Origin of the sequence: Actinoplanes ianthinogenes, from assembly GCF_018324205.1 — a bacterium.
Lineage (GTDB): Bacteria > Actinomycetota > Actinomycetes > Mycobacteriales > Micromonosporaceae > Actinoplanes > Actinoplanes ianthinogenes.
In genome coordinates this window covers 5,346,918-5,373,791 of record NZ_AP023356.1, presented here as the reverse complement: position 1 = coordinate 5,373,791, position 26,874 = coordinate 5,346,918, and the positions used below count along the sequence as shown (strand labels likewise).

The following is a 26,874-nucleotide window of genomic DNA, read 5'->3' as shown; positions in this document are numbered from 1 at the left end:
TCCGTCCCGGGGCCGTGGTTGGATGACGGGATGGAATTCGCGGTGACCGACGTGCCGGAGAAGGGGCGTTTCGAGGCTCGGGACGAGTCCGGGGCGCCGGCCGGGGTGCTGACCTATCAGGTGACCGGGCCGATCGTCGTGTACACGCACACCGAGGTGGACCCGGCCTTCGAGCGGCAGGGGGTCGGCTCGGCCCTGGCCCGGGCGGCGATGGACGACGCCCGGGCGAAAGCGCGGACCGTCGTCCCGATGTGCCCGTTCGTCGCCGAGTGGCTGGACAAGCACCCGGAGTACGAGTCGCTGGTGGCCCGCACCACCCGCCGCGTCAAGTAAGGGCGTCGAACAGGACTTGCGGGGCGAAGCCCAGCACCACGGCGACCGCGACCGACGCGACCAGGGTGGCGGCCACCGGGCGGGAGATCGGGAGCCGCGGGTGCAGGGCCGCGTCGACCAGGACCGGGTCGGCCACGCTCAGGCCGATCCTCGGGGGCAGGGTGTACAGGGACGCGGCCACCCGGACGTAGTACGCCAGCGCGATGACCGCGTTCAGGACGACCACGGCGGCGAGCCAGGCCCAGTTCCGCTGGACCAGGACGTTGACCACGGACAGCTTGGCGAACAGGCCGGCCAGGCCCGGGGGCAGGCCGGCGAGACCGGCCAGCGCCAGCACCATGGCGGCACCGAGCCACGGGTGGCGGCGGCCGGCGCCGCGGTAGTCGAGCAGCGGGCCGCCGTCGGCGCCGGGCGGGCGCAGCGCGACGACCACGCCGAACACGATGAGCTCCAGGACCACGAAGAAGACGGCGTAGGCCAGGGCCGCGGGGACGCCGGGCGCGCCCAGGGCCAGGGCCGCCAGGATGTAGCCGGCCTGGGCGATCGAGGACCAGGCGAGCAGGCGGACCATCCGGGTCTGGCGCAGGGCGACCAGGTTGCCGACGGTCATCGTGAGGACCGCCAGGACGGCCGTCACGGCCCGGGCGTCCAGGCGGCTGACGATCGCCGCCAGGGCCAGGACCCCGCCGAGCTTGGACGCCGTGGACAGGTAGGCGGCGATCGGGACCGGCGCGCCGTCGTAGGTGGCCGGGGCCCAGGCGTGCAGCGGCACGGCGGCGACCTTGAAGGCCAGGCCGATCACCAGCAGGGCCACCCCGACGCCGGCCAGCGGGCCGAAGACGCCGGTGGCCGGGGTCAGCAGGGCCAGGTGCAGGGCGCCGGTGGCCGCGTAGTTCAGCGCGGCGCCGAGCAGGGTGACGGCCGTCGAGACCACGCTGATCAGGAAGAACGTGACCGAGGCGGCGGCGCCCTCGGTGGTCGCCCGCTCGCCCGGGGCGAAGCGGCGCAGCCCGACCAGCACGTACAGCGGCAGGGTCAGCGTCTCCAGGCCGACGATCAGGGTGATCAGGTCGCCGGCGTAGGCGACCACCACGCCGCCGGTCATCGAGCAGGCCAGCAGGAAGCAGAACTCGCCGGCCGGGGCGATGGCCAGCCGCAGGGCCGGGGTGGAGAGGGCGAGGACGCCGACGGTCAGGGCGGCGAAGAGCGCGGCGGTGACCGCGGCCGGCCAGGTGGGCACCCAGGAGCAGGCGCCGGTGGTGCAGAAGGTGCCCGCCTCGGCGCCGACGGCCAGGGCGGCGACCGCGGTGGCCAGCGCGCCGAGCGCGGTGGCGGCGATCGTGACGGCGCGCTTCGCGACGAACAGGTCGGCCAGGAAGGCGAGGATCGCGGTGCCGGCCGCGGCGTAGAGCGGCAGCAGCGCGACGTGGTTGACCGACTGGCTCACGGGTGGACTCCCAGGAGGGTGGTCAGGGGCAGGGCGGTCTCGGACAGCACCAGCGCGGGCAGGACGCCGACCACCAGGGTGAGCAGCACCAGCGGGGCCCAGGCGAACCACTCGGCCGCGGCGATCGACGGGCGCAGCGCGTGCACCGTCGGGGTGGCCGGGCCGTGGGTGAGCCCGCGCAGCAGCCGCAGGAAGTAGGCCGCGGTCAGCGCGCCGCCGACGGCCGCGACCACCGCCAGGATGACCCACAGCGGACCGCCCCGCTGGACCGCCGCGATGACCGCGAACGCCTCGCCCCAGAAGCCCGCCAGCCCGGGCAGGCCGAGCGAGGCGACGGCGGCGAAGCCGAACAGGCCGGCCAGCCGGGGCGCGGTCTCCCGCAGGCCGCTGAGCTGCGCCAGCGAGCCGGTGCCGGCCCGGTCCTTGATCGTGCCGGCCAGGAAGAACAGCAGGCCGGTGATCAGCCCGTGTGCCACGTTGCCGAGCAGCGCGGCCTGCAGGCCGGTGACGGTCAGCGTGGCGATGCCGAGCAGCACGAAACCCATGTGCCCGACGCTGGAGTAGGCGATCAGCCGCTTCAGCTCGCGCTGCCGCAGGCAGATCAGCGACCCGGCCAGGATCGCGACCACCGCGAGGACGCCGAGCACCGGGGCGGCCCAGGCGGCGCCCTCCGGCGCGACGCCGACGCCGACCCGGATCAGCCCGTAGGTGCCCATCTTGAGCAGCACGCCGGCCAGGATCACCGAGCCGACCGTCGGCGCCTCGGTGTGCGCGTCGGGCAGCCAGGTGTGCAGCGGCCAGAGCGGCGCCTTGACCGCGAACGCGACGGCCAGCAGGGCGAACGCCACGCACTGGGTGGTCCGGCTGAGCTCGGCGGCGCCGGTCAGCGCGACCAGGTCGCCGGTGCCCGCCTTGGTCACCACCAGGACCACGCCGAGCAGCAGCAGGACCGAGCCGAAGAGCGTGTAGAGCACGAACTTGCGCGCGGCCGCCCGGCGGTTCTCGCCGCCCCAGCCGGCGATCACCGCGTACATCGGCAGCAGCACGACTTCGAAGAAGACGAAGAAGAGGATCAGGTCCAGGGCCAGGAAGGTGCCCAGGACACCCACTTCCAAGATCAAGAGCAGGACGGTCAGCGTACGCCCACTGCCGCCACCCTCGGGCACCTTGCGCACCGTGTAGGCGCAGCAGAGCAGCGTCAGCAGCCCGGTCAGCGCCACCAGCGGGTACGAGACGCCGTCGATCCCGAGGTGGAACCGCAGCCCGAGGGCCGGCACCCAGGGCAGATCCAGGTTCAGCCAGGGCAGCAAAGGCGGCACCGGGCGGTCGCCGTAGGCGAACCAGATGTCGCCGCGGTCCGCGCGCAGCGGCAGCGGGGCGAGAGTGAGCACGAAGGTGATCGCGGCGAAGACGGTCGCGACGATCCGGGCCTGCCGGTCGCGGGCCGCCGGAAGCAGCGACACCAGCGCCGCGCCCAGTCCGGGCACCGCGAGCATCGTGGGAAGCAACCAGGACATCAGGCGGCCCCCAGCCACGCGACGATACCGAGTATCAGGGCGCCGAACAGCACCAGGACGGCGGCGCCGGGCAGCGCGGCGGTCCGGTGCGCGTCGGCGAACATCCCGCCGAGCCCGCGGGTCGCCGTGCCGGTGCCCTCCACCGCGACGTCCACCACCCGCTCGTCGGTGGCGGTGGCCAGCCGGGCCAGCGCCTTCACCGGGCGCACGACCAGCACGCCCTGCACGTGGTCCAGGTGGAACCCGGAGGCGAACAGCGGGCGGGCCCGGCCCAGCGCCTCGACCGGGTCGACGCCGGGCGCACCCCACCAGAGCCACCAGGCGGTGCCGGCCCCGGTCGCGAGCAGCAGCATCGGCAGGGCGACGATCACGCCGAGGTGCGGGTCGTCCAGCTCCAGCGCGTGCCGGAACCCGGGGGCGAAGGCGGCCAGGCCGAGCAGCGCGGACGGGATCGTGAGCAGCAGGATCGGCCAGCGCATCAGCGCCGGCGGGTCGTGCGGGAGAGCCGGCGTCCGGTAACGCGCGTCGTCGAAGCCGATCTCCCAGTCCGGGCCGTCCGGCCCGTACGCCCGGGACGGGCCGAAGAACGCCCGGAGCAGCAGCCGCATCGAGTACCAGGCGGTGATGCCGACCGCGAGGAGCGCGGCCAGCCAGACCAGCCAGGCGGCCCAGACCGGCACCGGCTCACCGCCGTCGGTGGCGTGCGCGGCGGCGGTCAGCACGGTCTCCTTGGACCAGAACCCGGCCAGCGGGGGCAGCCCGGCCAGCGCGCCCAGGCCGATCACGAACGACCAGAAGGTGACCGGCATGTGCGCGCGCAGGCCACCCATCCGGGACAGGTAGTTGGTGCCCACCGCGTGGATCACCGCGCCCGCCGCGAGGAACAGCAGCGCCTTGAAGGCGGCGTGGGTGAGCAGGTGGAACAGGGCCGCGGCGGGCGAGCCGACAGCCAGGGCGCCGGTCATGTAGCCGATCTGGGAGACCGTGGACCAGGCCAGCACCCGCTTCAGGTCGTCCTGGGCCATCGCGGAGAGGGCGCCGAGCAGGATGGTGATCGAGGCCATCACCGCGAGCACCGCGAGGGCCACCGCGGACTGCTTGAACAGCGGGTAGGTCCGGAACACCACGTAGACGCCGGCCGCGACCATCGTGGCCGCGTGGATCAGCGCGGAGATCGGGGTCGGGCCGGCCATCGCGTCCGGCAGCCAGGTGTGCAGCGGGAACTGCGCGCTCTTGCCCGCCACCCCGGCCAGGAGCAGCAGCAGCGCGGCGGTCAGCGTGGCGGGCCGGTAGTCGGTGGCGAGCACCTGGTCGAGGCGCGCGGTGCCGGCCCCGGTGACCAGCACGGCGATGCCGAGCAGGAAGCCGACGTCACCCACCCGGGTGACCAGGAACGCCTTCACCGCGGCGGCCGGGGCCTCGGGCAGCCGGCGGTCGTGACCGATCAGCAGGTACGAGCAGGCGCCCATCACCTCCCAGCCGATCAGCATGAGAATCAGGTCGTTGGCGGTCACCACCAGCAGCATCGCGCCGGTGAACAGGCTGATCTGGGCGGCGTAGGGCGCGTACCGCGGGTCGTCGTGCAGGTAGGTGATCGAGTAGAGCTGCACCATCAGCGCGACCAGGCTGACCGCGATCGCCACGTAGACCACCGGCGGGCTGATCGCCGCGCCGAAGGTCACCGGGATGTCCCCGAACCGGACCAGCTCGACGCCGGTCTCGAACGGGCCCCCGTCGTCGGCCAGCAGGCGCAGCGCGAGCAGCAGGGCGGCCGCGGCGCCGGCCACGCCGAGGCCGGCGGCGATCCGGCGGCGCGGCCCGAGACCGTCGCCCGGCGGCAGGAGCAGGCCGAGCAGACCGGCCAGCAACGGTACGACTTGCAGCAACGAAGCAGCGGTGTCGACGCTCACCCGTCCACCCGTTCCGCGTCGGCGTCCAGCCGCACCTCGTCGATCGCGACGGCTTTACGCATCCGGTAGTACTGAAGAACGATCGCCAGGCCGACGCCGACCTCGGCGGCCGCCAGCACGATCACGAACAGGGCGAACACGCCGCCCGAGCCGGGCTGCGCGTTCGGCGTGGCCCAGGCCTCGCCGGGGACGCCGCGCAGCGCGGACCGCAGCGAGACGTCCGCGGTGACCAGGATCAGGTTGACCGCGTTCAGCATCAGCTCGACGGCCATCAGCACCAGGATCGCGTTGCGACGGCGGACGACGCCGTACACACCCAGGCCGAACAGGGCGGCGCCGACAACGTACGGAATGGTCACGTGCATCTAGGCCGGGGCCTCCTCGGACTCGGCCGGCTCGGCGGGGGGCGCCGGACGGGCCCCGATGTCGGGGCGGGACAGCACGATCGCGCCGACCAGCGCGGCCAGCAGCAGGATCGAGAGCACCTCGAAGGGCAGCACCCAGGTCCCGAAGATCTCCTTGCCGACCGTCTCGGCGGTGCCCGGGTCCGGGCTCGGGTACTCGATCCAGCGGAACGCGTCGGCGAACAGCGCGGCCAGGCCGAGACCGACCCCACCGCCGATCAGGGCGGACGGGCCGGTCGGGCGGTCCAGGTCGGCGGACGGGCCGATCGGGGCGCGGGTCAGCATCACCGCGAACAGCAGCAGCACGACGACGGCGCCGACGTAGACCAGGACCTGCACCCAGGCGACCAGTTCGGCGCCGAGGACCAGGTAGAGGCCGGCGATCGCGCCGAGGCTGACGACCAGGTAGAGGCCGGAGCGGACCAGGTGGGTGCTGGTCACGACCAGGGCGCCGGAACCGACCGCGACGGCGCCGAGCGCGAGCAGGAGCACATCGGCGACGGTCACGAGGCGGACTCCGGGCGTGGCTGCTCAGGGCGTACGGAAGCCGGTCTTGCGGTCTTGGCGGCGGTGGCCGCGCCCGGACCCGCGGCCTTGCGCGCCGCGGTCGCCTCCTCCTTGGAGGGCTCGCCCAGCACGTCGTGCGCCGGGGGCGGCGGCACGGTACGCATCCACTCGCCCAGCCGGTTCTTGTCGTGCAGCAAGGAGAGGACGTCGGTCTCCGCGTACTCGAACTCGGGCGTCCAGTGCAGCGCGTCGAACGGGCAGACCTCGATGCAGATGCCGCAGTACATGCAGAGGGAGAAGTCGATGTCGAACTTGTCCAGCACGTTGCGCTGGCGGGCGCGCGCGGCGCCGGGGACGACGACCTCCTCCTTGTGCGAGTCGATGTAGATGCACCAGTCCGGGCACTCGCGGGCGCAGAGCATGCAGACCGTGCAGTTCTCCTCCAGCAGCGCGATCACGCCGCGGGAGCGTGGCGGCAGCTCCGGCTCGACGTCCGGGTACTGCTGGGTGGTGGTCTTCTTGGTCAGCGTCTTGAGCGTGACGGCAAGACCATTGATCAAACCCTTGCCGGGTACGGGGCGATCGCCGTCATCAGTCACAAGGGCATATCCTGCCCGGTTCGTTCGAGTGACGCGAGGTCGACCCGGCCGTATCTTGGAGTAACGTTCGGTTGCGGGTGTTGCTACCCCTGTTCGGAGGCCCAGATGACCATGGCGATCGGTGACATTCCCCGCGCGTCCGGCTGGACCACTGAGGATCTCGAAGACCTGCCCGACGACGGCCTGCGCCGCGAGTTGCTCGATGGAGTGCTGCTCGTGTCCCCCTCCCCCACGGACATTCATCAAATCATCGCCGGCCGCCTGATGGTGGCTCTCGAGGAGAGCTGCCCGGACTACCTTCAGGTGACGCAGGGTGTCGAGATCCGGATGAGCAACAATCGGTCCTTCATCCCGGACGTGCTGGTGGCGACCGACAAGGCGGCACAGCGCGGCGGGGTTATTACACCCCCAAAGAGGTCGTGCTGGCGGTCGAGATCGTGTCGCCGACGTCGATCGCGATGGACCGGATCACGAAACCCGCCCTGTACGCGGCCGCCGGGATCCCCTATTACTGGCGGATCGAGACCTTCGAGGGGCTGGTCGTCCACACCCACACGCTCGATCCCGAGGGCCAGGTCTACCGGCCCACCGGGTCGTACGAGGTGCGCCTCGACGTGCCGGAGCCGTGGGCCATCAGCATCCCGATCGAGCGGCTGCGGCCCCGGCACATGAAAGAGCGTTAGAGCAGGGACTTCACCGCGACGGTGAGGATCAGCTGGGCCAGGGAGAGCGGGACCAGGATCAGCCAGCAGAGGCGTTGCAGCTGGTCCTCGCGCAACCGGGGATAGGTCACCCGGAACCAGATGATCACGAAGGACAGGGCGAAGATCTTCAGCAGCGTCCAGAGCCAGCCGAGCTGATCGCTGAACGGGCCGTGCCAGCCGCCCAGGAACAGGACCGTGGTGAGGCCGGCGATGACGATGATGCCCACATATTCCGCCAGCAGGAAGAACGCGAAGCGCAGGCCGGTGTACTCGGTCATGTAACCGAAGACCAGCTCGGAGTCGGCGATCGGCATGTCGAACGGTGGGCGGCGGATCTCGGCGAGACCGGCGATGAAGAAGACGATCGCGGCCGGGGCCTGCCAGATCAGCCACCACGGGCGCCAGGCCTCGACGATGCCGGGCAGGCTGAGCGTGCCGGCCGCCATCGCGACGCTGGCCGCGGCCAGGACCAGCGGAAGCTCGTAACCGAGCAGCTGGGCGGCCCCGCGCAGGCCGCCGAGCAGGCTGTACTTGTTGGCCGAGGCCCAGGCGGACATCAGCACGGCGACCACGCCGATCCCGAGGATGGCCAGGACCAGGAACAGGCCGATGTCGAGGCGCTGGGCGACCAGGCCGTGCGGGCCGAGCGGGATGGTCAGGATGACGACCAGGTAGGGGAAGAGGGCGACGATCGGGGCCAGGCGGAAGACGGTGCGGTCGGCGCCGTGCGGGTGGACGTCCTCCTTCTGCACGAACTTGACGCCGTCGGCGACCAGCTGGGCCCAGCCGTGGAAGGCGCCGGCGTACATCGGGCCGACGCGGCCCTGCATGTGGGCCATGACCTTGTGCTCGGCCTGGCCGACCAGCAGCGGGAGGACCAGGAAGCCGACCATGACGCCGGCTACCCGGATGAGGAGGTCCAGCCAGAGTGGCATCAGCTCGCCTCTTCCCCGGTCGCGGTGGGCTTTTCAATCCCGGTGGGCGTTTCGGTCGCGGCCGGTTTTTCGGTCGCGGTGGGCGTTTCGGTCGCGGCTGGCTTTTCTGCTGCCGCCGCGTTTTCGGTACGCGGTGAGCGCGCCGGTCGCTCGCCCGGGGTCCGCACCGGGCGCTCGCCCCGGGCCGGACGTGCCGGGGTCTCCGGGGGCGGGATCTTGCCCTTCATCGGCCCCCACTCGTTCGGGTCGGGGACGCCGGGCGGGCGCATCGGGGCGCGCTTGGCCGTCCCGGCCTCCGACTCCCCCGGCTCCTTGGCGCCCGGCCACGGCTTGGCCACCCGGGCGGCCAGCACGAACTCCTTGCGCAGCGGGTGCCCCTCGAACTCCGGCGGCAGCAGCAGCGGCCGCAGATCCGGATGACGGGCGAAGACGATGCCGAACATCTCGTGCGTCTCCCGCTCGTGCCAGGCCGCACCCGGATAGAGGTCCACCAGGGACTCCACCTCGGGATCGGCGCGCGGCACCCGGGCGCGCAGCAGCACCCCGTGCCGGCGGCGGGTCGACCAGAGGTGGGCGACCACGTCGAACCCGTCCTCCAGCTCGTCCACCGCGGACAGCCAGTCGAAGAAGTCGCAGCCCAGCGCGCCCGGATCCTGGGCGATCGTGGCCGCGTGCCACCAGCGGGCAACCGGCACGTCGACGACCGCGCGGGCGTGGCCGGGGCCACCACCGGAGACGCTCGCGGTGACGGCGCCCGGGGCCGGGTCGTCCTCCGTCGCCAGCAGCGCTACCAGTCGATCTCCGACCTCTTCGGGCGTCATGCTGGTCATCCTATGATCTGGGGCCGGTCCACGGTCTGCCGCCGGGCGCCGGTCCGCAAACGGTCCGCAACCTGCTGCCGGGCACGGACGTGTAGTCGCCGTGACAGCCATCGCCGAGAGCAGATCGGGGACGTCGAGCGCCGTGCACCATGACCCGCCGACGTTCGACGAGGTGTACGCCGCCCACTACGCCGACCTGACCGTGCAGTTGTACGCCTACTTCGGCGATCGCCAGGAGGCGCAGGACGTCGTACAGGAAGCCTTCTGCCGGGCCTTGAGCCGGTGGCGGACCGTTTCCCGATATGACGATCCGGTCGCCTGGGTCCGGCGCGTCGCCTGGAACCTCGCGGTCAGCCGCTGGCGGCGGGCGCGGACCGCGCTCGGCTTCCTGCGCCGGCAGCCGAGCAGCGAACCGCGGGCTGACGGGCCGGAACCGGACCGGGTGGCGCTGATCGCGGCGCTCGCCGAACTGCCCGACAAGCAACGGCGCGCCCTCGTCCTGCACTACCTGGCGGACATGCCGGTCGCCGAGGTCGCCCGCCGCGAGGGGGTGGCCGAGGGAACCGTGAAGTCCTGGCTGCACCGCGGCCGGACCGCGATGGCCGTCCAACTGAACCTGACCGACACCGCCGGAGGCGAGCGATGAACGATCAACTCGAGCGACTCTTCGCCGACCTGCGGTCCGAGACGATGGCGACGATCATGCCGCCCGGCGTGGACGCGGCCCGGACCACGGTCCGGCGCCGCCGGATGCGGCGGACCGCGGTCGGCGCCGGACTGGCCGTCCTGCTGGCGTCCGGCGTCGGTCTCGGGGTCGCGAAGCCGCTGCGGCCGGCACCACCGGCCCAGCCCGGCACGCCGCTCTCCCTGGATGCGCGGAAGAGCCTGGCTCTGGACGCCGCCCGGGCGATCCGGCTCAACAGCTGGCCGCAGGTGACCGGCGGGACGATCACCGACGACGTCTCCGTCGGACTTCAAGTCATCCCGAGGGAATACGACTTCGTCGCCGCCTGCGTCGGCGACACCGGCACCGTCGACCTGAGCGCCGGCGACACCCACCTCAGCCTGCCGTGTGCCCGGAACCCTGTTCAGCAGAAGGTCCGGGTGACCTTCACCGGGGAACGGCACCAGATTCTCGTCGGCGCGCACGCCGACCGGGCGGCGGCGGGCCGGGTCGGCGTGGCCTGGGCGCTGAACATCTCCTCCGAGGAGATGACCCGGATGCAGACCGAGGCTGGACAGCTGGTGGGAGAGAACGCGTCGACCTCCTGGCTGGAGGTGGGTGACGGTGAAGAGGACGACACGGCACGGGCCGGGGTCTACCGGATCACCATCGCCTGCGTCGGCACCGGATCGGTCCGGGCCCGGGTCGGGAACACCCAGCTGACTCCTTCAGCCAAGCCGCTCAAGACCTACGATCAGCCCTGCGATGGGACGGTGGGACGTTTCGACGTGACCATGCCGGCCGGCACCAAGCTCGGCACCTTCGAGGTCCGGGCGTCCGAGGACGCCCGGAACAGGGCTGCCGTCGGATACCGGGTGGAGCGCATCTGACCTCAGAGGCCGGGGATGCGGCCGTTGCGGAACACGTCGACGAAGTCCTGGTGGTCCTCGCGGGCCTGGTCACCGTACTTGTGCGCGAAATCGACCAGGTGCCGCACGAAACCGGCCTCGTCCTTGTCGACGACCGCGACGATCGCCTCCTCGGTCGAGAAGTCGACCAGGTCGTGGCTGGACTCGTCGTCGGCGACCGAGTGCATCCGGGCCACCGCGCGGCCCAGGTCGGCGATCACCCCGGACAGCTCCTCCGGCTCGTTGACGTCGGACCAGTCCAGGTCGGCCGCATAGGGCGACACCTCGGCGACCAGCTGGCCGACGCCGTCCAGCTCGGTGAACCCGAGCCACGGGTCGGCGTGCGCCTGCAGGGCCCGCTGCGACTCGGCGGTCCGGTGGCCCTGGTGCTTGAAGTAGGACCGGACCCGGTCGTCGTCGATCCACCGCGCGACGGCCGGGATCTGCGCCTGCTTCATGTAGATGACGACGTCGTTCTCCAGGGCCTCGGTGTGCCCCTCCAGCAGCAGGTTGTAGGACGGCAGGCCGGCCGAGCCGATCCCGACGCCCTTGCGCAGCTTGATGTCCTTGATGTTGGTGGAGATGGTCCGCCCGGCGTCCGGCAGCGTGCCGAGGTACTGCTGGAAGGCGGCCGTCACCCGCTCGACCGTGGCCTCGTCGACCTCGTAGACGCCGTCGCCGAGGGAGAAGCGGCGCTCGTAGTCGTCGATCGTGGTCTGACCGTCGAGCAGGTCGACCCGGGTGTTGAGGCGGGCCTCCTGGAGCACCCGGCGCAGCGCCCCGGTCGCGTTCTCCAGGGTGATCGAGCCGATCGCGTCGTCGCCGCCGTGCGCGATCGCCCGCAGCTCGGTCAGATACGACTCGGCGAACACGGTGACCAGCGCGGAGATGTTGTCGTCGGAGAGCGCCTTGGAGTAACCGATCAGGGCGACGCTGGCGGAGAAACGCTTCAGATCCCAGGAGAACGGCCCGACGTACGCCTCGTCGAAGTCGTTGACGTTGAAGACCAGCCGGCCGGACGAGTTCATGTAGGTGCCGAAGTTCTCCGCGTGCAGGTCGCCGTGGATCCAGACCCGGCTGGTCCGCTCGTCGAGGTAACTGTCGTCGCGGTAGTCGCCGACCTGGTCGGCGTAGAACAGCGACGCGCTGCCCCGGTAGAACGCGAACGGGGAGGCCGCCATCTTCCGGAATTTGCGGCGGAACGCCGCCGGATCGATCGCCATCAGCTCGCCGAACTCACGAGTCAGGACGTCAACAATGAAGTCGGCACGCGACGCTTCGCTCATGCCGATCACGCTAGACCGGCGGGGCCACCACGGGAGCGGTTAACGCGGCCGCGTTCTTGGCCAGGGGGTCGGGGCGGGAGACGCCGCCGGGGCCGGACTGCTCGGCGGCGATCTTCTCCTGGAGACGGAGGATGCCGTGCAGGAGTGCCTCCGGGCGGGGTGGGCAGCCCGGGACGTAGACGTCGACCGGGATGATCTGGTCGACGCCCTTGGTGACCGAGTACGAATCCCAGTACGGCCCGCCGCAGTTGGAGCAGGAGCCGAACGAGATGACGTATTTCGGCTCGGGCATCTGGTCGTAGAGCCGCTTGATGGCCGGGGCCATCTTGTCGGTGACCGTGCCGGAGACCACCATCAGGTCGGCCTGGCGCGGGCCGTGCGCGAACGGGATCACGCCCAGGCGCATGAAGTCGTGCCGGCTCATGCTCGACGCGATGAACTCGATCGCGCAGCAGGCCAGCCCGAAGTTGAACACCCACAGCGAATACCGGCGCCCCCAGTTCAGCACGAACCGGATGGGTTCACCGAGCACGCCAGGAAGGGCCATCCGGTCAACCTACCTCGTTTGCCGCGGGACGTTGGAGGAGGCTCAGGAAGCCGGTCAGCAGGGCCTCGCGCAGGGCCGGTGGGGCGGCGTTCAGCAGCGTGTTCACCTCGGCCATGCGGCTGAAGTCGCCGTCGCCCAGGCCCAGGCCGGCGGCCAGGCCGGCGATGAAGTCGGGGGTGATCATCTCCGGGGAGAGTGGGGGCAGGTTGGGGACCTGGACCGGGCCGCGGGCCTCGGCGGCGGCGACCGCGTCGGACAGGTCCGAGGCGAACGACGCGGCGGTGGGCCGGACCGAGGCGGTCACCGTGAGGTGGATGGTCGAGGGCAGGTCCCGGTACGCCATCTGCGGCTGGGTGTGCCAGCCGCGCGCCGCCAACTCGTCGGCGAGCACGAACAGGTCCACGCCGTCCGAGGCCAGGCAGACGACGCTGGTCTCCGGCGGGGCGTACAGGCGGACGCCGTCGACGGCCCGGACCGCGTCGCCGAGAATGCCGACCGCCTCGCGGGTGGCGGCGGCCAGCTCCAGGTAACCGGCGTCGCCGAGGGAGCGCAGGGTGGCCAGGGCCGCGGCGATCGGGCCGCCGGAGCGGGTGGACGAGATGACCGGGTTGATCATCGTGTAGCCGGGCCAGTCGGCGTACGCGAAGTACTGCGGGCGGCGCAGCTCCTCGGAGGCGTGCAGCAGCACCGAGACGCCCTTCGGCGCGTAGGCGTACTTGTGCAGGTCGACCGAGATGCTGGTGACGCCGGGCACGGACAGGTCGAACGGCGGCAGGTCGGCGCCGAGCCGCCGCAGGTAGGGCAGGATCCAGCCGCCGAAACAGGCGTCGACGTGGAACCGCACGCCGCGATCACGGGCAATGGCCGCGAGAGCGGGGATCGGGTCGACCACACCGTGCGCGTAGGACGGCGCGGAGGCCGCGACAAGCACGGTATCCGGCCCGATCGCCGCCTCGACGAGGGAGGGGTCGGCACGGAGATCTTTCACCGGCACGACGTCGAGCGCGACCCTCAGGTAGTGCGCGGCCTTGGCGAACGCCGCGTGCGCGGTGGACGGGACGACGAGCCGCGGGTTCGCTATGGACGGGTGCGCGTCCCGGGCCGCCTTCACCGCGAGGATCAGTGACTCGGTGCCGCCGCTGGTCACGCTGCCGACCGTCGCCGCGGTGCCGCCGAGCAGCTTGGCGGCCGCGCCGACCAGCGCGTTCTCCATGGCGAGCAGGGACGGGAAGGCGGTCGGGTCGAGACCGTTGACCGAGGCGGAGACGGCGTACGCCTGCCGCGCCAGCTCGTCGAGGCCGGCCACGGCCGGGTCGTAGACGTACGCGAAGAGCCGCCCGCCGTGCGTGGGCAGATCGGCGGACCGCAACCCGCGCAGCTCCGAGAGGATCTGGTCGGCCGGGACGCCCTTCTCGGGAAGCGCGTCGATCATGGTTTGATCCTCTCCTGGTAGCCGCGGAGCAGCACGACCCCGGCGCCGACCAGCAGCGCCGGAAGCACGGTGAACCCGAGCAGCACGCCGAGCCGCGCGGTCGCGTCCTGCACCGCGGCCTCCCCGGTCGCCGACGAGACGTAGCCGAAGATCTGCAACATCAGGGCGTAGATGCCGGGGCCCAGCGCGAGGCCGAGGGTCTCCCCCGCGGTCCACAGGCCGGTGAAGACGCCGGCCTGGCGGCGACCGGTGCGCGCGGTGTCGAAGGCGATGCAGTCCGGCAGCATGGCCATCGCGAACACCTGCTGGCCGGCATATCCGGCGCCGATCACGGCCACGGTCAGGTAGACCACGACGGCGGGCAGCACCTCGGCGGTGAGCAGCGACAACGCGCCGGCCGCGAAGAGCAGCGAGGCGAGGATCAGCGAGCGGAGCTTGCCCCAGCGCTTGCCGAGCGCCGTCCAGATCGGCATGACCAGCAGGGCCGGGCCGACGAACGCGGCGAACAGGAACGTGCCGCCGGCCTCCTGGCGCAGCACGTGGTCGGCGAAGTACTGCACGCCGGCGAGCATGGTGCCGATGCCGGCGGCCTGCACGATCCAGCAGAGCAGCAGGGCACGGAACGGGGCGTTGCCCGACGCGACGCGCAGCTGGGCTAGCAGGGACGGCTCGGCCTCGCGGGCTATGCGGGACTCGGCTCCACGCGTACCGAAAAAGGTGCAGACCGTGCCGGCAGCGATCAGGGCGGCGACGAACAACCCGGACCACCGGTGTCCGGTCCGGCCGCCGCCGGTCGCCTCGACGACGAACGGCGCCAGCGCCCCGGAGATCAGAATGGCGAGCGCCAGGACGGCGACGCGCCAGGTCATGAGACGCGTGCGTTCGGAGTAGCCGTCGGTCAGCTCGGCCGGCATCGCCACATAGGGCACCTGGAAGAAGGCGTAGGCGGTGGCGGCGATCAGGAAGGCGATCGCGACGTAGGCCCCGGAGGCGGCGCTGCCCGGGAACGGCGCGAGAAAGATGGCAGCGAACAGCCCACTCAGCGCTAGTCCAGCGACCAGCAGAAACGGCCGGCGGGAGCCCCTGCGGTCGGAGATCCGACCGGCGAGCGGGTTGACCAAGACGTCCCACGCCTTCGGCAGGAGCACGAGCAGGCCGGATACGCCCGCTGCGACACCCAGCGTGTCGGTCAGATACGGCAGAAGCAACAAACCGGGCACCGTGCCGAACGCTCCGGTGACCAGGGAACCGAGGGCATACCCAGCCAAAACACGCCTGGGCAGGACACTCGCCCGGGTTACCACGGAAGAAGGACCGGTGGGCGTCATCGACGCGCATCGTAACCATGATCGGGCGTTGCCGCCTACGCTCGCCGCATGGGAAGCGTTGCGGCCGGCGTCGCCGCGAGCCATCCGGCGACCGCCCGCACCGGAGTGCGGATTCTCGAAGCGGGCGGCACTGCCGCCGACGCGGCGGTCGCCGCCGTCCTGGCCTGCTGTGTCGCCGAGACGATCTACACCGGGATCGGTGGTGGCGGGTTCGCCACCTACTTCGACGCGCGCACCGGCGAGGTCACCTGCCTGGACTTCTTCGTCGCGGTCCCGGGTCTGGACGGCGACCGCAAGCCGGAGCCGATGGTCGCGGTCGACGTGTTCTTCGGCGGACTGCCACAGATCTATTCGATCGGCGGGGCCAGCGTGGCCGTGCCCGGCGTGCCGGCCGGCCTCGGCGAGGTGCACCGGCGCTGGGGCCGGCTGCCCTGGTCGGACGTGGTCGCCCCGGCGGCCGGCCTGGCCCGGACCGGCGTGCTGCTGCCGGCCGCGCACGCCCGCACGCTGAAGTCGTGCGCGCCGGCGCTGGCCTACGGCGACGGCGCCGGCGCCTACCAGCCGGGCGGCCGGCTGCTGGAGAGCGACGAGCTGCTGTTCCACCACGGTCTCGCGACCGCGATGGACGCGCTCGCGGCGGACGGGCCGGAGGTGTTCTACACCGGGGAGTACGCGGATCTGCTGGTCGCCACGGTCCGCGAGGCCGGCGGCACGCTGGGCCCGGCCGACCTGGCCAGTTACCGGGTGGCCGAGGCGCCGGTGGACAACGCGACGCTGGGCGGCCACCGGGTGTGCGCCCGGCACGACCTGAACCGGACCGTGGACACCATCGGCGCGCTCCCGGCCGACCTGTCCCGGCCCGGACGGGCCGTCGGAGTGGCCACCGCGCTGCGCGACCTCGGGGCGCAGCGACTGGGCGACACCACGAACGTCTCGGTGGTCGACCAGGAGGGGAACGCCTGCGTGATCACCACGACGCTCGGGCTGGGCGCCGGGGTGTGGCTGCCCGGGCTGGGGATCAACCTGAACTCGATGCTCGGCGAGGGCGAGTTGCTCACCGAGGAGCTGGTGCCGGGACGGCGGATGTCGTCCTACATGTGCCCGCTCGTGGTGATCGGGCCGGACGACTCGCTGACCGTGGCAGCCGGGTCGGCGGGTGCCTCGCGGATCCGGACCGCGCTGGTGGACACGCTGCTCGGGGTGCTGGTGGACGGGCTGGACGTGGCGGACGCGATCGCCCGGCCCCGGTTCCACGCGGTGGAGGACACCATCCACGCCGAACACGGGTGCCCGCCGGAGGAGTTGACGGCGCTGCGGGATGCCGGCTGGCAGGTGGTCGAGTGGCCGGACCTCAACCATTACTTCGGCGGGGTGACCGCGGTCGGCCAGGCCGGCGCGGCCGGTGATCCGCGCCGGGGCGGCGTCGGGCTGATCCTCTGAAAAGGCCCGTCACATCCGGCGGGCGGCGGTCGCCTCGGACGCGGCGGCGGTCTCCCGCAGCGCGACGACCAGGTCGGTCGGGGCCAGGCCGAAGACCCGCTCGGTGTGCGAGCTGTCCATCAGGAACGGCGCGTAGAACTGGTAGTCCATCTCGGCCAGCTCGCGGGCGATCGGCACCACCAGGCCGGCCGTGCGCATCACGAACCGCGGCAGGCTCCGCACCGTGACCTGCGGCACGCCGGCCGCCGCGCAGTACCGCTCGGCCAGCCGGCGCATGCTGATCGCCGGCCCGGACGGGACGTGCCAGGCGCGGCCCAGCGCGCGCTCGTCCCGGGCCAGGGTGACCAGGGTGCGGGCCATGTCGCCGGTGTAGGTGAAGGTGTGCGGCGCGTCGACGTCGCCGGGCGCCCAGGCCGTGCGGCCCTTGGCGATCGCCGGCAGCAGTACCGCGGAGATCGTGCTGACCGCGCCGGCGCCGACGTAGTCCGAGGCGCGGGCCTCGAATGTGCGGATCCCGGCGGCCAGCGCGTCCTGCCACATCTGGATCCGGATCTTGCCCTTGCGCCCGGTGGCCGCCAAAGGGGTGTCCTCGGTCATCCGGCCGCCGGGCTGGGGGCCGTAGCCGTACAGGTTGCCGGTGATCGCGTAGACCGCGCCGGAGGCCTTGGCCGCGGCGATCATCGCGTTGTTCATCGGGAACCACTTGTCGGCCCACTCGGTGTACTTCGGGTTCGCGCAGTTGTAGATCACCTCGGCGTCGCGGGCCAGCTCGGTCAGCCGGCGGGCGTCGGAGGCGTCCGCGGCGACCCGCTCGACGAGCGGGTGCTCCGGGCCGCTGCCGCTGCGGGTGACGATGCGGACCCGCTCGCCCTGCTCGGTCAGGATCCGGGCGACCCCGGAACCGATCGGACCGGAACCGATGATCACGTGCGACATTGCTGTTCTCCTTTGCGAGCAGTGCTCTCTGTTGAGAACGACGATGCCATGTTTTCTCGTCACGTGCAAGAGCAGTGCTCTCGTTGTGGCACACTGGCCCCATGAGCGCCGCCAACCTGCGCGCCCGCGTCCGGGCCGAGATGACTGAAGAGATCAAGCAGGTGGCCCGCCGCCACCTGGCCACCGACGGGGCGAACCTCTCGCTCCGGGCCGTCGCCCGTGACCTGGGGATGGCCTCGTCCGCGGTGTACCGGTACTTCGCGAGCCGGGACGACCTGCTCACCGCGCTCATCATCGACGCCTACGAGGCCGTCGGGGAGGCCGCGGCGCGGCAGGACACGCCGGGCGCGGAGCCGGCCGCGCGGTGGGTGGCGATCTCGCACGCGGTCCGGGACTGGGCGCTGGAGAACCCGCACCAGTGGGCGCTGATCTACGGCAGTCCGGTCCCGGGGTACCAGGCGCCGCAGGACACCATCGAGCCGGCGATTCGGGTGATCATGCTGCTGGCCGGGGTGCTGCGGGACGCCCTGACGGCCGGGAAGCTCACCGATGTGCCACCGCAGCCGGAGGGGCGGTTCGGGGAGGAGATGGCCGCGGTCGCCCAGCACTTCGGGGCGGACGTGCCGGCGCATCTGGTGGGGGCGACGATGTACGGCTTCCTGCACCTCTGCGGTGCGGTCAGCGCGGAGTTGTTCGGCCAGCTCAACAACACGATCGAAGAGGATCGGCGGGGATTCTTCGGGTGGCAGATGCGGGCGACGGCACGGTTCGCCGGGCTTGCTGATTGAGAGCTTTGTGTACGGCGGGTCCGCCCGCTCCTCCCTGTCCGCGGGTGGTGCCGGAAACCGGTCAGACGCGCCGGGCGTGCAGGACGTGGCCGCCCGGTGTCTCCGGTGGGACGTCCGGGCGGTCGAAGTAGCGGGCCGCGAGCTGCGACGGGCCCAGGTCCTCGATCTCGCCGAAGCCGAGTTTTTCGAGGTCGGCGGCGATCTCCTCGGGCTCGAAGAAGGTGAGCCACGGCTCCCCGAGCTTGGCGACCCGGGCGGCGCGGGCCTCCAGGGCGGCGCGCCGCTCGGCCGGCATCCGCTCCGGGGACTGGGCGTAGTCGAAGGCGACCTCGCTGCCACTCTCCCGGGCGACGAACTTCAGGGTCTCGCCGAAGCCCTCCTCGGAGAGATAGGGCACCACGCCCAGCCACAGGAAGAACGCCGGACCGTCGAGCTCCAGCTCGTCTCCCAGGCTCTGCTTCTCGAAATCGATCCCGACATATCGCAGATTCGCCGGAACGGCGAGCCCAGCCTGGGCGAGCCGCTCACGCTTCCACGCCTGGGTGTCCGGGTGGTCGATCTCGATCACCTCGAGGCCGGCGTGCGGATTGCGATAGGCGAACGTGTCCAGCCCCGCGCCGAGCACGACCACCGTGCGCACGCCACGACCCACCGCCGCCGCCAGATGATCCTCGGCGAACCGGTGCCGGGCCGCGATGAACAGGCGCATCCCGCGCCGCGGCGCGTCCTGCTCCAGGTTCTCCGCGTCGGCGCCGAGCACTCGCAGGGCGAGCGGATCCCGGAAGATCGACCCCTGCTCCAGCACCTGGTGCGCCGCGCGATACCGCGCCGCGCTGTACGCGGTCTTACTCGCCTGTCCGGTCTCCATCAGGTGCCCACCCGGCCTCGTCGATCCTTACCCGGTCGCCGCGCAACGGTACGCCCTCGGCGAGCAGTCGCGCCCGCGCCTCCCGCTCGTGGCCGGGTGGCAGCCGGCCGGCGCTGGTCACCACGCGGTGCCACGGCACCCCGCCGCCGTGCCGGGCCATGATGCCGCCGATCTGCCGGGGCGAGTTGCGGCCGGACCGCTCGGCCAGCGCGTCGGCGATCGCGCCGTACGACATCACCCGGCCCTCCGGGATGCTCTCGACCAGGCTGAGGACCGCTTCGACGTACTCCTCGGGTGTCATCACCGGCCACGATATGGGATCCGCGGCGGTTCGGCACCGGGCGGCCGAGCAGAATGGGCCGAGTGCGGGACGTGGTGACCGGTGCGCGCCGGATCGTGGTCAAGGTGGGGTCGTCCTCGCTGACCACGGCGGCGGGCGGCATCGATGAGCAGCGGTTGGACACCCTGGTCGAGGTCCTCGGCGGACTGGCCGGGGCGGGACGTGAGGTGGTGCTGGTCTCCAGCGGTGCGATCGCCGCCGGGCTGGCGCCGCTCCAGCTGCCCCGCCGGCCGCGTGACCTGGCGACCCAGCAGGCCGCCGCCGCCGTCGGCCAGGGTCTGCTGATGGGGCGATACACCGCGGGGTTCGCCCGGCACGGGCTGACCGTGGCGCAGGTGCTGCTGACCGTCGACGACGTGACGCGGCGGGCGCACTATCGGAATGCGTACCGGACGCTGCGCAAGCTGCTCGACCTGGGCGCCCTGCCGATCGTGAACGAGAACGACACGGTGGCCACCGAGGAGATCCGGTTCGGTGACAACGACCGGCTGGCCGCGCTGGTCGCCGCGCTGGTCCAGGCCGACCTGCTGGTCCTGCTCTCCGATGTGGACGCGCTGTACACCGGCAGTCCGTCCGACCCGGCCTCCCGGCGCATCCCGCTGGTCCGCGGCGACGCCGACCTCGACGGGGTGGCGATCGGCTCGGCCGGCAAGTCCGGCGTCGGCACCGGCGGCATGGTCACCAAGGTCGAGGCGGCCCGGATCGCCACCGGGTTCGGCATCCCGGTGGTGCTGACCGCCGCCCCGCTGGCCGCGCCCGCGCTGGCCGGCGACGAGGTGGGCACGCTCTTCGAGGCGTCCGCCAGCCGTCCCGCGGCCCGGCTGTTCTGGCTGGCCCACGCCACCGCGCCGCGCGGCCGGCTGCACCTGGACGAGGGCGCGGTCGCCGCCGTGGTGGCCCGCCGCAAGTCGCTGCTGCCGGCCGGGATCACCGCGGTGGACGGCTCGTTCGCGGCCGGCGACCCGGTCGACCTGGTGGATGCCGGCTCCGGCACCCCGGTCGCCCGCGGGCTGGTCAACTATGACGCGGTGGAACTGCCGGCGCTGCTCGGCCGGTCCACTCCGGAACTGGCCGCGGCGCTCGGGCCGGGCTATGAACGAGAGGTGGTCCATCGGGACGACCTCGTACTCCTATGAGAGCTCCTATGAAGGGTTTGACATGAGCGTGCTGGAGCAGGCCGCGGCCGCGCGGGTCGCCGCCATCGACCTGGCCGCGGCCACCCGCGCGGAGAAGGACGCGGCGCTGCTGCTGATGGCCGACCGCCTGGTCGAGCGGACCGACGACATCGTCGCGGCGAACGCGGTCGACGTCGCCGTCGCCCGGGACTCCGGGATCTCCGAGGCGATGATCGACCGGCTCGCGCTGGATCCGGCCCGGATCGCCGCGATGGCCGACGGCCTGCGTCAGCTCGCCGCCCTGCCCGACCCGATCGGTGACGTGGTGCGCGGCTCCACCCTGGCCAACGGCCTGGAGCTGCGGCAGGTCCGGGTGCCGTTCGGCGTGGTCGGCATGATCTACGAGGGCCGGCCGAACGTGACGGCGGACGCCGCCGGCATCTGCCTCAAGTCGGGGAACTCGGCGCTGCTGCGCGGCTCCCGCTCGGCCTTCTCGTCGAACGCGGCGATCGTCTCGGTGCTGCGCAAGGCGGTCGCCGACGCCGGCCTGCCGGCCAACAGCATCCAGCTGCTCGACGCCACCACCCGCGACTCGGTGAAAGAGCTGATGCGCGCCCGCGGCCTGGTCGACGTGCTGATCCCGCGCGGCGGCGCCGACCTGATCAAGACGGTGGTGGAGCAGTCCACGGTGCCGGTGATCGAGACCGGGGTGGGCAACTGCCACGTCTACGTGGACGCCGACGCCGACCTGGAGAAGGCCCTCGCCATCACGATCAACTCCAAGACCCACCGGAACTCGGTGTGCAACGCGGCCGAGTCGCTGCTGGTGCACGCGGAGATCGCCGACTCGTTCCTGCCGCTGGTGCTGGAGGAACTGGGCTCCCGGGGCGTCACCGTGCACGGTGACCCGCGGGTGGCCGGGTACAGCGACGACGTGGTCGCCGCCACCGAGGAGGACTGGGGCCGGGAGTACCTCTCCGCGGACATCGCGGTCGCCGTGGTCGACTCGCTGGAGGACGCGATGGACCACATCCGCCAGTGGGGCACCGGCCACACCGAGGCGATCGTGAGCGAGTCGGTCACCGCGACCCGGCGGTTCGTCGCCGGGGTGGACGCGGCCGCCGTGATGGTGAACGCGTCGACCCGGTTCACCGACGGCGGCGAGTTCGGCTTCGGCGCCGAGATCGGCATCTCGACGCAGAAACTGCACGCCCGCGGCCCGATGGGGCTGCCCGAGCTGACCTCGACGAAATACGTCGTGACCGGCAACGGTCACACCCGCTGACCCGGGTTCATCGGCGAAGGCCCCGCGCCCGCACCTCTCGTGCGGTCGCGGGGCCTTCGGCGTCTTCGTCGTCAGAAGTCGATGTCCGCCGCGCCGGTTTCGAGCCGCACCGGCACCGGGTTCGTCACGAGGACGTTCCCCACGATGTCCTGGACCGCGCCGGAGGTCCACGACATGGTCCCCTGGGTCACCGTGTTCAGCTGACCGGCCGCGGGAGCCGTGCCGAGCGTCACCGTGACCTTGCTGCCGCTCACCACGACCGTGGCCGGCATGTCGACCGTGGGCGAGGACTTCTTGAAGTACCCGGCGACACCCATGGTGACCGTGCCGAGGGGCAGCAAGTTGCCCGCCGAGTCCAGGAAGGTCAGCGTGTCCGGGGTCTTGCAACCCGAGGTGGCGCACTGGGCGACCCGGACGGTGATCGATCGTGCCGAGCCGTCCCAGCTGCCGATGATCGAGGCCGGGCTGATCGGCTCGCTGTAGGTCAATTCGAGGGTGTCACCGGCGTCGAGCTGGCCGGCCGTGTTACCCGCCTTGTTGGCCGCCTGCACGTCCACCATGGTGGGCGGCGTGGCGTCGACGCTGAACCCGCTGGTCACGTTCACGGTCTGGTTCGCGCTGTCGGTGGTGACCACGTGCAGCACGTAGTCGCCGTCGGCGAAGTTGCTGAAGGCGAACGGAATCTGCCAGTTCGCCAGATTGCCGGTGGCGGTGAGGAACTGCTCGGCCGACCCGGTGAACGCGCTGCCGGTCCAGTAGCCGCCACCGGTCCGCCGCACGCTGACCTGCACCTTGGTGAGGGTGGCGCCGGTGGACGGGGTGGCCGTTCCGCAGAACCCGGTGCAGTTCCTGGCCCAGGTGCCCGAGCCGTGCTTGCTGGCGGCGGCCGGGAAGGTGACGGCGGCGGTGCCGGACGTGACCACCGGCGTGAAGACGGTGACCGAGGCGCGGGTGCCGGCCGGGCCGGACCAGGGGCCCTGGACCGCGCGGACGGCGTACTGCCAGGTGCCGTCCGGGACGGAGGTCTCGGTGCAGCTGGTCGAGCCACGCACGCCGGAGCAGCCGGAACCGATCGCCGCGGGGGTGCTGCTGCCGGTCGCGTAACGGAAGACTCGGTAGCCGGCGGCCGGACCGGCGGCCGACCAGTCCACCCGGACCGAGGAATCGGTCGCGGTGGCGGTCACCCCGGTGACCGTGGCCAGGCTGGTGGCGCCCGCGGTGGCCTGCCCGGTGCCCCGGGCGGCCCAGGCGGCGAACGCGACACCGGAGTCGGCGAGCAGCGCGGCGGTCAGGCCGGCGGCCGACAGGGCATAGGCGGAACGCGGCAGTGTCATTTGCTGGCCTTCCGCGCGGTGATGCTGAGCCGGAGGGTGAAGGTGGCGCCCTGACAGGCGTTGGCCACGGTGCGCGGCATGCGGACCGGCAGGTAGCCGATGCGGATCAGCCGCCCGGAGCCGATCCGGGCCGGCAGCGCCGGCTTTCCGGCGTAGCGGCCGATCGTGAGGTCGGCCGACGTCACCGTGCAGCCCTTCCGGTTGACGGCGGTGACCTTGCCGGAGACCGCGGTCAGCGTGACCGGGAATCGGTACGGGTTGTGCACCATGACGGTCATCCGCTGCTCGGCGCCCGGGTACAGCCCGGTGACCGGGAACCCGCCGACACCGAGCTTTGCCGGCGTGCCCTGACCGGCGAGGGTGGCCTCGACGGCCACCTCCGGGTCGTCGTGCCTGGTCGACGCGCCCGCGCCGATCAGTAGCACCGCGGCCACGACCGCGGCCATTGGTGTGTACCGCATGACTCCCCCTCTCCGGTCAGTGACTACCGGCCGGTGGGAAGGACTTCCCACCGGCCGGAGGCGAACGATCAGGCGTTGCTGACGCCGCTCAGCGAGACCGCGACGGTGAACGTGGCGCCCTGGCAACCGTCCTCAGCGTCGGCGATCATGTGGACCGACTTCGCCAGGGTGAAGGTCTTCGACTCGCCCTTGGCCAGGGTGAGCGCGAGCCCGGTCTGGTTGGCGAAGGTGATGTTGCTCGCCGCGCACGAGGCCGCGTGGCCGCTGTCGACCGTGACGGTGCTGCCGGTCACCGTCGTGACCTTGACCGGGTAGCTGTTCGGGTTGTGGATCGTCAGCTTGGCGTCGCCGTCGGCGCCCGGGAACAGGTCGCCGTCGACCGTCACGCTCTCCGTGGTGAGCGCCTGCGCGGTGGTGGCCTTGGCCGCGGCGGTGCCGGTGCCGGTGGCCGACCAGGCGGCGTAGGCGGCGCCGGCGCCGGTGGTGACGGCGAGGACGGCACCGACGACGACAGCGTTCTTCACGGACTTACGCATGGATGTGGCTCCTCGAAGAAAGATCGGTCTTCGCAGGCGCCGGTTTCGCTACTGACTCCCCGCTGGACTGGAGCGACCATCGTTATCGCCCAGCGGATCTTCGTCTCGCCCAGGCCCGTGTCGGGCCTGCACCAACTATGGAGTAATGCCCGGCTTTACCCAATGGCCCCTTATTACGGTGAGTAATTCCGGCCGGGTGTGCCCCGGTAGCCGTTCGGGTTCAATCCGGTGGCGCCGGGTGCAGTTCGGTTGCCGGCCTTGACACCGCGGAAAAATCGACTGCAACCGAGGCCTGTGCCACGGCGTGTCCACCCCGATCGGCCGGCGAACGACGGCCACCGACGGAGAGCGAGGCGGCGAGTGGTGACGTCCCCGGACGGCGACTTCGAGGAGTTCTACCAGGCCTGCGCGCAGCCACTGACGATCCAGCTGTTCGCCTACACCGGCAGCATGGCCGCCGCGCAGGACGTGGTGCAGGAGGCGTTCTGCCGTGCGCTGACCCGGTGGCGCAAGGTCTCGGAGTACGACGACCCCGCCGCCTGGGTCCGCCGGGTCGCCTGGAACCTGGCGACCAGCCAGTGGCGCCGCGCCCGCACCGCCCGACGCTTCCTGCGCCGGCACCGGGTCGAGCACGCCGCAGAGCCGAGCCCGGACCGGGTCGCGCTGGCCCGGGCGCTCGCCACCCTTCCCGACCGGCACCGGCGGGCGGTCATCCTGCACTACCTCGCCGACCTGCCCGTCAGCGAGATCGCCGCCCAAGAAGGGGTGGCCGAGGGCACCGTCAAGTCCTGGCTGCACCGCGGGCGGGCCGCACTCGCCGCCCAGCTCACCGAGAAGGAGACGAACCGTGCGTGACATCGACGACGAACTGCTCACCGACGCCTTCGCCGCGTTCCGGGACGCGGTCACGCCGTACGCCAAGGTCAGCGGCGCGGCGGTGACGCGGACCGTGACCCGGCGCCGCAAGCGCAACCACCTGGCGGCCCTGGGCGTCCTCACCCTCCTGCTGATCGCGGTCCCGGTGACCGCGGCGACCGTGACCGGCGGCGATCGGCCCGGCCCGGCCGCCCCGGTGGCCGCCTCCTCGCCCACCGCGGCGCCCAGCCCGTCGGGTCCGGCCGGCCAGGCCGCCATCACCTTCCGTGATGTGCGATCCGACGCGCAGGGTTTCGTCACCGAGGCGGGCGGCGTCACCTGCTTCATGATTGATTCGACCGGTTACGACGTGGCGCGCTGCGAGGTGAGCGGCGAGGGCGGCTGGGCGCCCGGCGCCGGACTCCCGTGCCCGACCGGGCAGAGGGAACTCTTCGAGGTCGACGGTCCGGAGAAGGGCGCGCGGACGTGCGCCGCCGAGGGGGTCGACCACGAGGGCGCCGAACTGCTGCCGAACGGCTCGGGGCTGCGCCTCAACGACCTCGAATGCGCGGCGGCGCCGGGCTGGCTGCGCTGCGCCAACTCGGCGAGCCGGCACGGGTTCACCATCTTCCCGGACAGCTTCCGGGTGTGGTGAGTCCGGTCAGCGGCAGGCGCGCAGAGCGGTCAGGGTGATGTTGACGTCGAAGATCGGGCCCTCGTTGCTGTCCCAGCCGCCGTCGGTGCGCTGGGTCTCGGCCAGTCGCTTCCACGCGTTCCGCAGCAGCCAGTCGTCGCCGAGGTTGACCCGGCGCAGGGCGGCGGCCATCGCGGCCACGTCGGCCGGCGACATGTCGGGCAGCCGCTCGCCCAGGACCAGCTGCACCCGGGACGACTCGTAGAAATACTGCTGCTGATAGAGCAGGCCGGCGATGTGCCAGCCGGCGGCCAGGAAGGACGGCCAGGTGCCGTCCGGCCGCAGCTGGGCGGCGACGAACGCGGCGGCCGAGGCGAGCACGTCACCATAGCGCCCACGGGTCTGGTACGGATCGACCTCGACGGTGGCCGCGGTCAGCCAGAAACCGGCCACCGAGGTCAGGTAGAGCGTGGCCTCCGGGTCGCCGGGCAGCGCCCACGCCGGGGCCTGGTCGGCGAGCAGCTCGTGCTCCTGCCAGGTGCCGTCCGGGCGCTGGGCGTGCGCCAGCCAGTGCAGCGCGCGCTCGGCGACCGGGCCGGCCTGGAGGCCGCCGAGATCGTCGAGCTCACCGAGGCGGAAACAGGTGGCGTCGACCGAGGGAACCTCGCCGTCGGCCGAGGCCGGCCACCCGCCCTCCGGCATCTGGCCGGCGGCGATCCGGTCGATGATCTCCGAGGACGCCGGCTGCCCGGTCCGCAAGTAGTGCAGGCGCGCACGCTCGACCGGGTCACCATGGGCCACGACGTAACCGATCGCGGCATCAATATCGACCACGGTGGAGACGCTACCCGGCCCTCCTGTGTTTCGGCGGACCAATCAGCCATCTGTCGTAATGGTCCGATTCCGGCACGGCACTGTCACACCGGAGAGTCAAGATCAT

The 26,874-nt window shown here is 72.1% G+C and carries 28 protein-coding genes and 2 pseudogenes; 11 read left to right on the top strand and 19 right to left on the bottom strand.

Translation table 11 applies throughout. The features are described from left to right. The first annotated feature begins 30 nt into the window (after positions 1–30). Complete coding sequence (locus tag Aiant_RS24275) at positions 31–333, top strand: GNAT family N-acetyltransferase (RefSeq protein ID WP_189329160.1); 303 nt, start codon at positions 31–33, stop codon at positions 331–333. Here the strand turns inward: Aiant_RS24275 and Aiant_RS24270 are convergent. Genes Aiant_RS24270 through Aiant_RS24245 form a run of 6 tightly spaced genes read right to left on the bottom strand, consistent with a single transcriptional unit; the run spans position 326 to position 6,717 of the window. Beyond that, positions 326–1,780 (bottom strand): NADH-quinone oxidoreductase subunit N, encoded by a 1,455-nt coding sequence (locus Aiant_RS24270; protein WP_189329159.1) that lies wholly within the window; start codon positions 1,778–1,780, stop codon positions 326–328. The genes Aiant_RS24275 and Aiant_RS24270 overlap by 8 nt on opposite strands. Beyond that, the gene (locus Aiant_RS24265) at positions 1,777–3,297 is read right to left on the bottom strand and encodes a complex I subunit 4 family protein (RefSeq protein ID WP_189329158.1); all 1,521 of its coding nucleotides are present in this window, start codon (positions 3,295–3,297) and stop codon (positions 1,777–1,779) included. The genes Aiant_RS24270 and Aiant_RS24265 overlap by 4 nt, the downstream gene beginning before the upstream one ends. Then, the gene (locus Aiant_RS24260) at positions 3,297–5,207 is read right to left on the bottom strand and encodes an NADH-quinone oxidoreductase subunit 5 family protein (RefSeq protein ID WP_189329157.1); all 1,911 of its coding nucleotides are present in this window, start codon (positions 5,205–5,207) and stop codon (positions 3,297–3,299) included. The genes Aiant_RS24265 and Aiant_RS24260 overlap by 1 nt, the downstream gene beginning before the upstream one ends. Continuing rightward, positions 5,204–5,572, bottom strand: a complete 369-nt coding sequence (nuoK, locus tag Aiant_RS24255; protein WP_189329156.1) for an NADH-quinone oxidoreductase subunit NuoK — start codon at positions 5,570–5,572, stop codon at positions 5,204–5,206. The genes Aiant_RS24260 and nuoK overlap by 4 nt, the downstream gene beginning before the upstream one ends. Continuing rightward, positions 5,573–6,118: an NADH-quinone oxidoreductase subunit J family protein gene (locus Aiant_RS24250; protein WP_189329155.1), complete on the bottom strand. Its 546-nt coding sequence runs from the start codon at positions 6,116–6,118 to the stop codon at positions 5,573–5,575. Beyond that, positions 6,115–6,717 carry a 4Fe-4S binding protein gene (locus Aiant_RS24245; protein WP_189329154.1) on the bottom strand — a complete coding sequence of 201 codons (603 nt, stop codon included), beginning with the start codon at positions 6,715–6,717 and terminating at the stop codon, positions 6,115–6,117. The genes Aiant_RS24250 and Aiant_RS24245 overlap by 4 nt, the downstream gene beginning before the upstream one ends. Before the next feature lie 105 nt (positions 6,718–6,822). On the opposite strand from Aiant_RS24245, the pseudogene Aiant_RS46605 reads away from it, so the two are divergent. Both Aiant_RS46605 and Aiant_RS46600 read left to right on the top strand, forming a co-directional pair. After that, positions 6,823–7,044: pseudogene (locus tag Aiant_RS46605) on the top strand (Uma2 family endonuclease); the annotation flags it as partial. A 92-nt stretch (positions 7,045–7,136) separates the two neighbouring features. After that, positions 7,137–7,400, top strand: coding sequence for a Uma2 family endonuclease (locus Aiant_RS46600; protein ID WP_280528205.1), 264 nt, complete (start codon positions 7,137–7,139; stop codon positions 7,398–7,400). Here Aiant_RS46600 and Aiant_RS24235 read toward each other — a convergent pair. After that, positions 7,397–8,356 (bottom strand): complex I subunit 1/NuoH family protein, encoded by a 960-nt coding sequence (locus Aiant_RS24235; RefSeq protein ID WP_189329152.1) that lies wholly within the window; start codon positions 8,354–8,356, stop codon positions 7,397–7,399. The genes Aiant_RS46600 and Aiant_RS24235 overlap by 4 nt on opposite strands. Positions 8,357–8,508: 152 nt before the next feature. Continuing rightward, a pseudogene (locus tag Aiant_RS24230) lies at positions 8,509–9,177 on the bottom strand (NADH-quinone oxidoreductase subunit C); the annotation flags it as partial. A 100-nt stretch (positions 9,178–9,277) separates the two neighbouring features. Between Aiant_RS24230 and Aiant_RS24225 the strand changes: the two are divergent. Next, positions 9,278–9,823, top strand: a complete 546-nt coding sequence (locus Aiant_RS24225) for an RNA polymerase sigma factor (protein WP_425322614.1) — start codon at positions 9,278–9,280, stop codon at positions 9,821–9,823. After that, positions 9,820–10,731: a hypothetical protein gene (locus Aiant_RS24220; RefSeq protein WP_189329151.1), complete on the top strand. Its 912-nt coding sequence runs from the start codon at positions 9,820–9,822 to the stop codon at positions 10,729–10,731. The genes Aiant_RS24225 and Aiant_RS24220 overlap by 4 nt, the downstream gene beginning before the upstream one ends. 2 nt (positions 10,732–10,733) lie before the next feature. On the opposite strand, the gene Aiant_RS24215 is transcribed toward Aiant_RS24220, so the two are convergent. From Aiant_RS24215 to Aiant_RS24200, 4 genes are read right to left on the bottom strand one after another with little or no spacing between them, the layout of a single operon-like run. After that, positions 10,734–12,035 (bottom strand): DUF2252 domain-containing protein, encoded by a 1,302-nt coding sequence (locus Aiant_RS24215; RefSeq protein WP_189329150.1) that lies wholly within the window; start codon positions 12,033–12,035, stop codon positions 10,734–10,736. A gap of 10 nt (positions 12,036–12,045) precedes the next feature. Further along, positions 12,046–12,582, bottom strand: a complete 537-nt coding sequence (locus tag Aiant_RS24210) for an NADH-quinone oxidoreductase subunit B (RefSeq protein ID WP_189329149.1) — start codon at positions 12,580–12,582, stop codon at positions 12,046–12,048. A 4-nt stretch (positions 12,583–12,586) separates the two neighbouring features. Further along, positions 12,587–14,014, bottom strand: a complete 1,428-nt coding sequence (locus Aiant_RS24205) for a pyridoxal phosphate-dependent decarboxylase family protein (protein WP_189329148.1) — start codon at positions 14,012–14,014, stop codon at positions 12,587–12,589. Then, a complete protein-coding gene (locus tag Aiant_RS24200) occupies positions 14,011–15,342 on the bottom strand; it encodes an MFS transporter (protein WP_189329147.1) in 1,332 nt (443 codons plus the stop codon). The genes Aiant_RS24205 and Aiant_RS24200 overlap by 4 nt, the downstream gene beginning before the upstream one ends. Positions 15,343–15,390: 48 nt before the next feature. Here Aiant_RS24200 and Aiant_RS24195 point away from each other — a divergent pair, with 48 nt between their 5' ends. After that, positions 15,391–16,782: a gamma-glutamyltransferase gene (locus Aiant_RS24195; RefSeq protein ID WP_189329146.1), complete on the top strand. Its 1,392-nt coding sequence runs from the start codon at positions 15,391–15,393 to the stop codon at positions 16,780–16,782. A gap of 9 nt (positions 16,783–16,791) precedes the next feature. Here Aiant_RS24195 and Aiant_RS24190 read toward each other — a convergent pair whose 3' ends face one another. Next, positions 16,792–17,718: an NAD-dependent epimerase/dehydratase family protein gene (locus tag Aiant_RS24190; protein WP_189329145.1), complete on the bottom strand. Its 927-nt coding sequence runs from the start codon at positions 17,716–17,718 to the stop codon at positions 16,792–16,794. A 101-nt stretch (positions 17,719–17,819) separates the two neighbouring features. Between Aiant_RS24190 and Aiant_RS24185 the strand changes: the two genes are divergently transcribed. Beyond that, positions 17,820–18,506: a TetR/AcrR family transcriptional regulator gene (locus Aiant_RS24185; RefSeq protein WP_189329144.1), complete on the top strand. Its 687-nt coding sequence runs from the start codon at positions 17,820–17,822 to the stop codon at positions 18,504–18,506. 61 nt (positions 18,507–18,567) lie between these two features. On the opposite strand, the gene Aiant_RS24180 is transcribed toward Aiant_RS24185, so the two are convergent. Both Aiant_RS24180 and Aiant_RS24175 read right to left on the bottom strand, forming a co-directional pair. Then, the gene (locus Aiant_RS24180; RefSeq protein WP_189329143.1) at positions 18,568–19,374 is read right to left on the bottom strand and encodes a class I SAM-dependent methyltransferase; all 807 of its coding nucleotides are present in this window, start codon (positions 19,372–19,374) and stop codon (positions 18,568–18,570) included. Then, complete coding sequence (locus Aiant_RS24175; RefSeq protein ID WP_189329142.1) at positions 19,352–19,675, bottom strand: MGMT family protein; 324 nt, start codon at positions 19,673–19,675, stop codon at positions 19,352–19,354. The genes Aiant_RS24180 and Aiant_RS24175 overlap by 23 nt, the downstream gene beginning before the upstream one ends. A gap of 62 nt (positions 19,676–19,737) precedes the next feature. On the opposite strand from Aiant_RS24175, the gene proB reads away from it, so the two are divergent. After that, positions 19,738–20,850, top strand: coding sequence for a glutamate 5-kinase (gene proB, locus Aiant_RS24170; protein ID WP_189329141.1), 1,113 nt, complete (start codon positions 19,738–19,740; stop codon positions 20,848–20,850). A 22-nt stretch (positions 20,851–20,872) separates the two neighbouring features. Then, entirely contained in the window at positions 20,873–22,114 is a 1,242-nt protein-coding gene (locus Aiant_RS24165; RefSeq protein ID WP_189329140.1) for a glutamate-5-semialdehyde dehydrogenase, read from the top strand. A gap of 71 nt (positions 22,115–22,185) precedes the next feature. Here the strand turns inward: Aiant_RS24165 and Aiant_RS24160 are convergent, their stop codons facing one another. The 3 genes from Aiant_RS24160 to Aiant_RS24150 all read right to left on the bottom strand — a co-directional run bounded on the left by Aiant_RS24160 (position 22,186) and on the right by Aiant_RS24150 (position 24,445). Beyond that, a complete protein-coding gene (locus tag Aiant_RS24160) occupies positions 22,186–23,448 on the bottom strand; it encodes a hypothetical protein (RefSeq protein ID WP_189329139.1) in 1,263 nt (420 codons plus the stop codon). Further along, complete coding sequence (locus Aiant_RS24155; protein ID WP_189329138.1) at positions 23,445–23,909, bottom strand: hypothetical protein; 465 nt, start codon at positions 23,907–23,909, stop codon at positions 23,445–23,447. The genes Aiant_RS24160 and Aiant_RS24155 overlap by 4 nt, the downstream gene beginning before the upstream one ends. Before the next feature lie 68 nt (positions 23,910–23,977). Then, positions 23,978–24,445: a hypothetical protein gene (locus tag Aiant_RS24150; protein ID WP_189329137.1), complete on the bottom strand. Its 468-nt coding sequence runs from the start codon at positions 24,443–24,445 to the stop codon at positions 23,978–23,980. Between the two features lie 360 nt (positions 24,446–24,805). Here Aiant_RS24150 and Aiant_RS24145 point away from each other — a divergent pair, with 360 nt between their 5' ends. Next, positions 24,806–25,300: an RNA polymerase sigma factor gene (locus tag Aiant_RS24145; protein ID WP_229829876.1), complete on the top strand. Its 495-nt coding sequence runs from the start codon at positions 24,806–24,808 to the stop codon at positions 25,298–25,300. After that, a complete protein-coding gene (locus tag Aiant_RS24140; RefSeq protein WP_189329136.1) occupies positions 25,293–25,955 on the top strand; it encodes a hypothetical protein in 663 nt (220 codons plus the stop codon). The genes Aiant_RS24145 and Aiant_RS24140 overlap by 8 nt, the downstream gene beginning before the upstream one ends. Positions 25,956–25,961: 6 nt before the next feature. Here Aiant_RS24140 and Aiant_RS24135 read toward each other — a convergent pair whose 3' ends face one another. Then, entirely contained in the window at positions 25,962–26,768 is an 807-nt protein-coding gene (locus tag Aiant_RS24135) for a prenyltransferase/squalene oxidase repeat-containing protein (RefSeq protein ID WP_189329135.1), read from the bottom strand. Between the last annotated feature and the right edge of the window lie 106 nt (positions 26,769–26,874).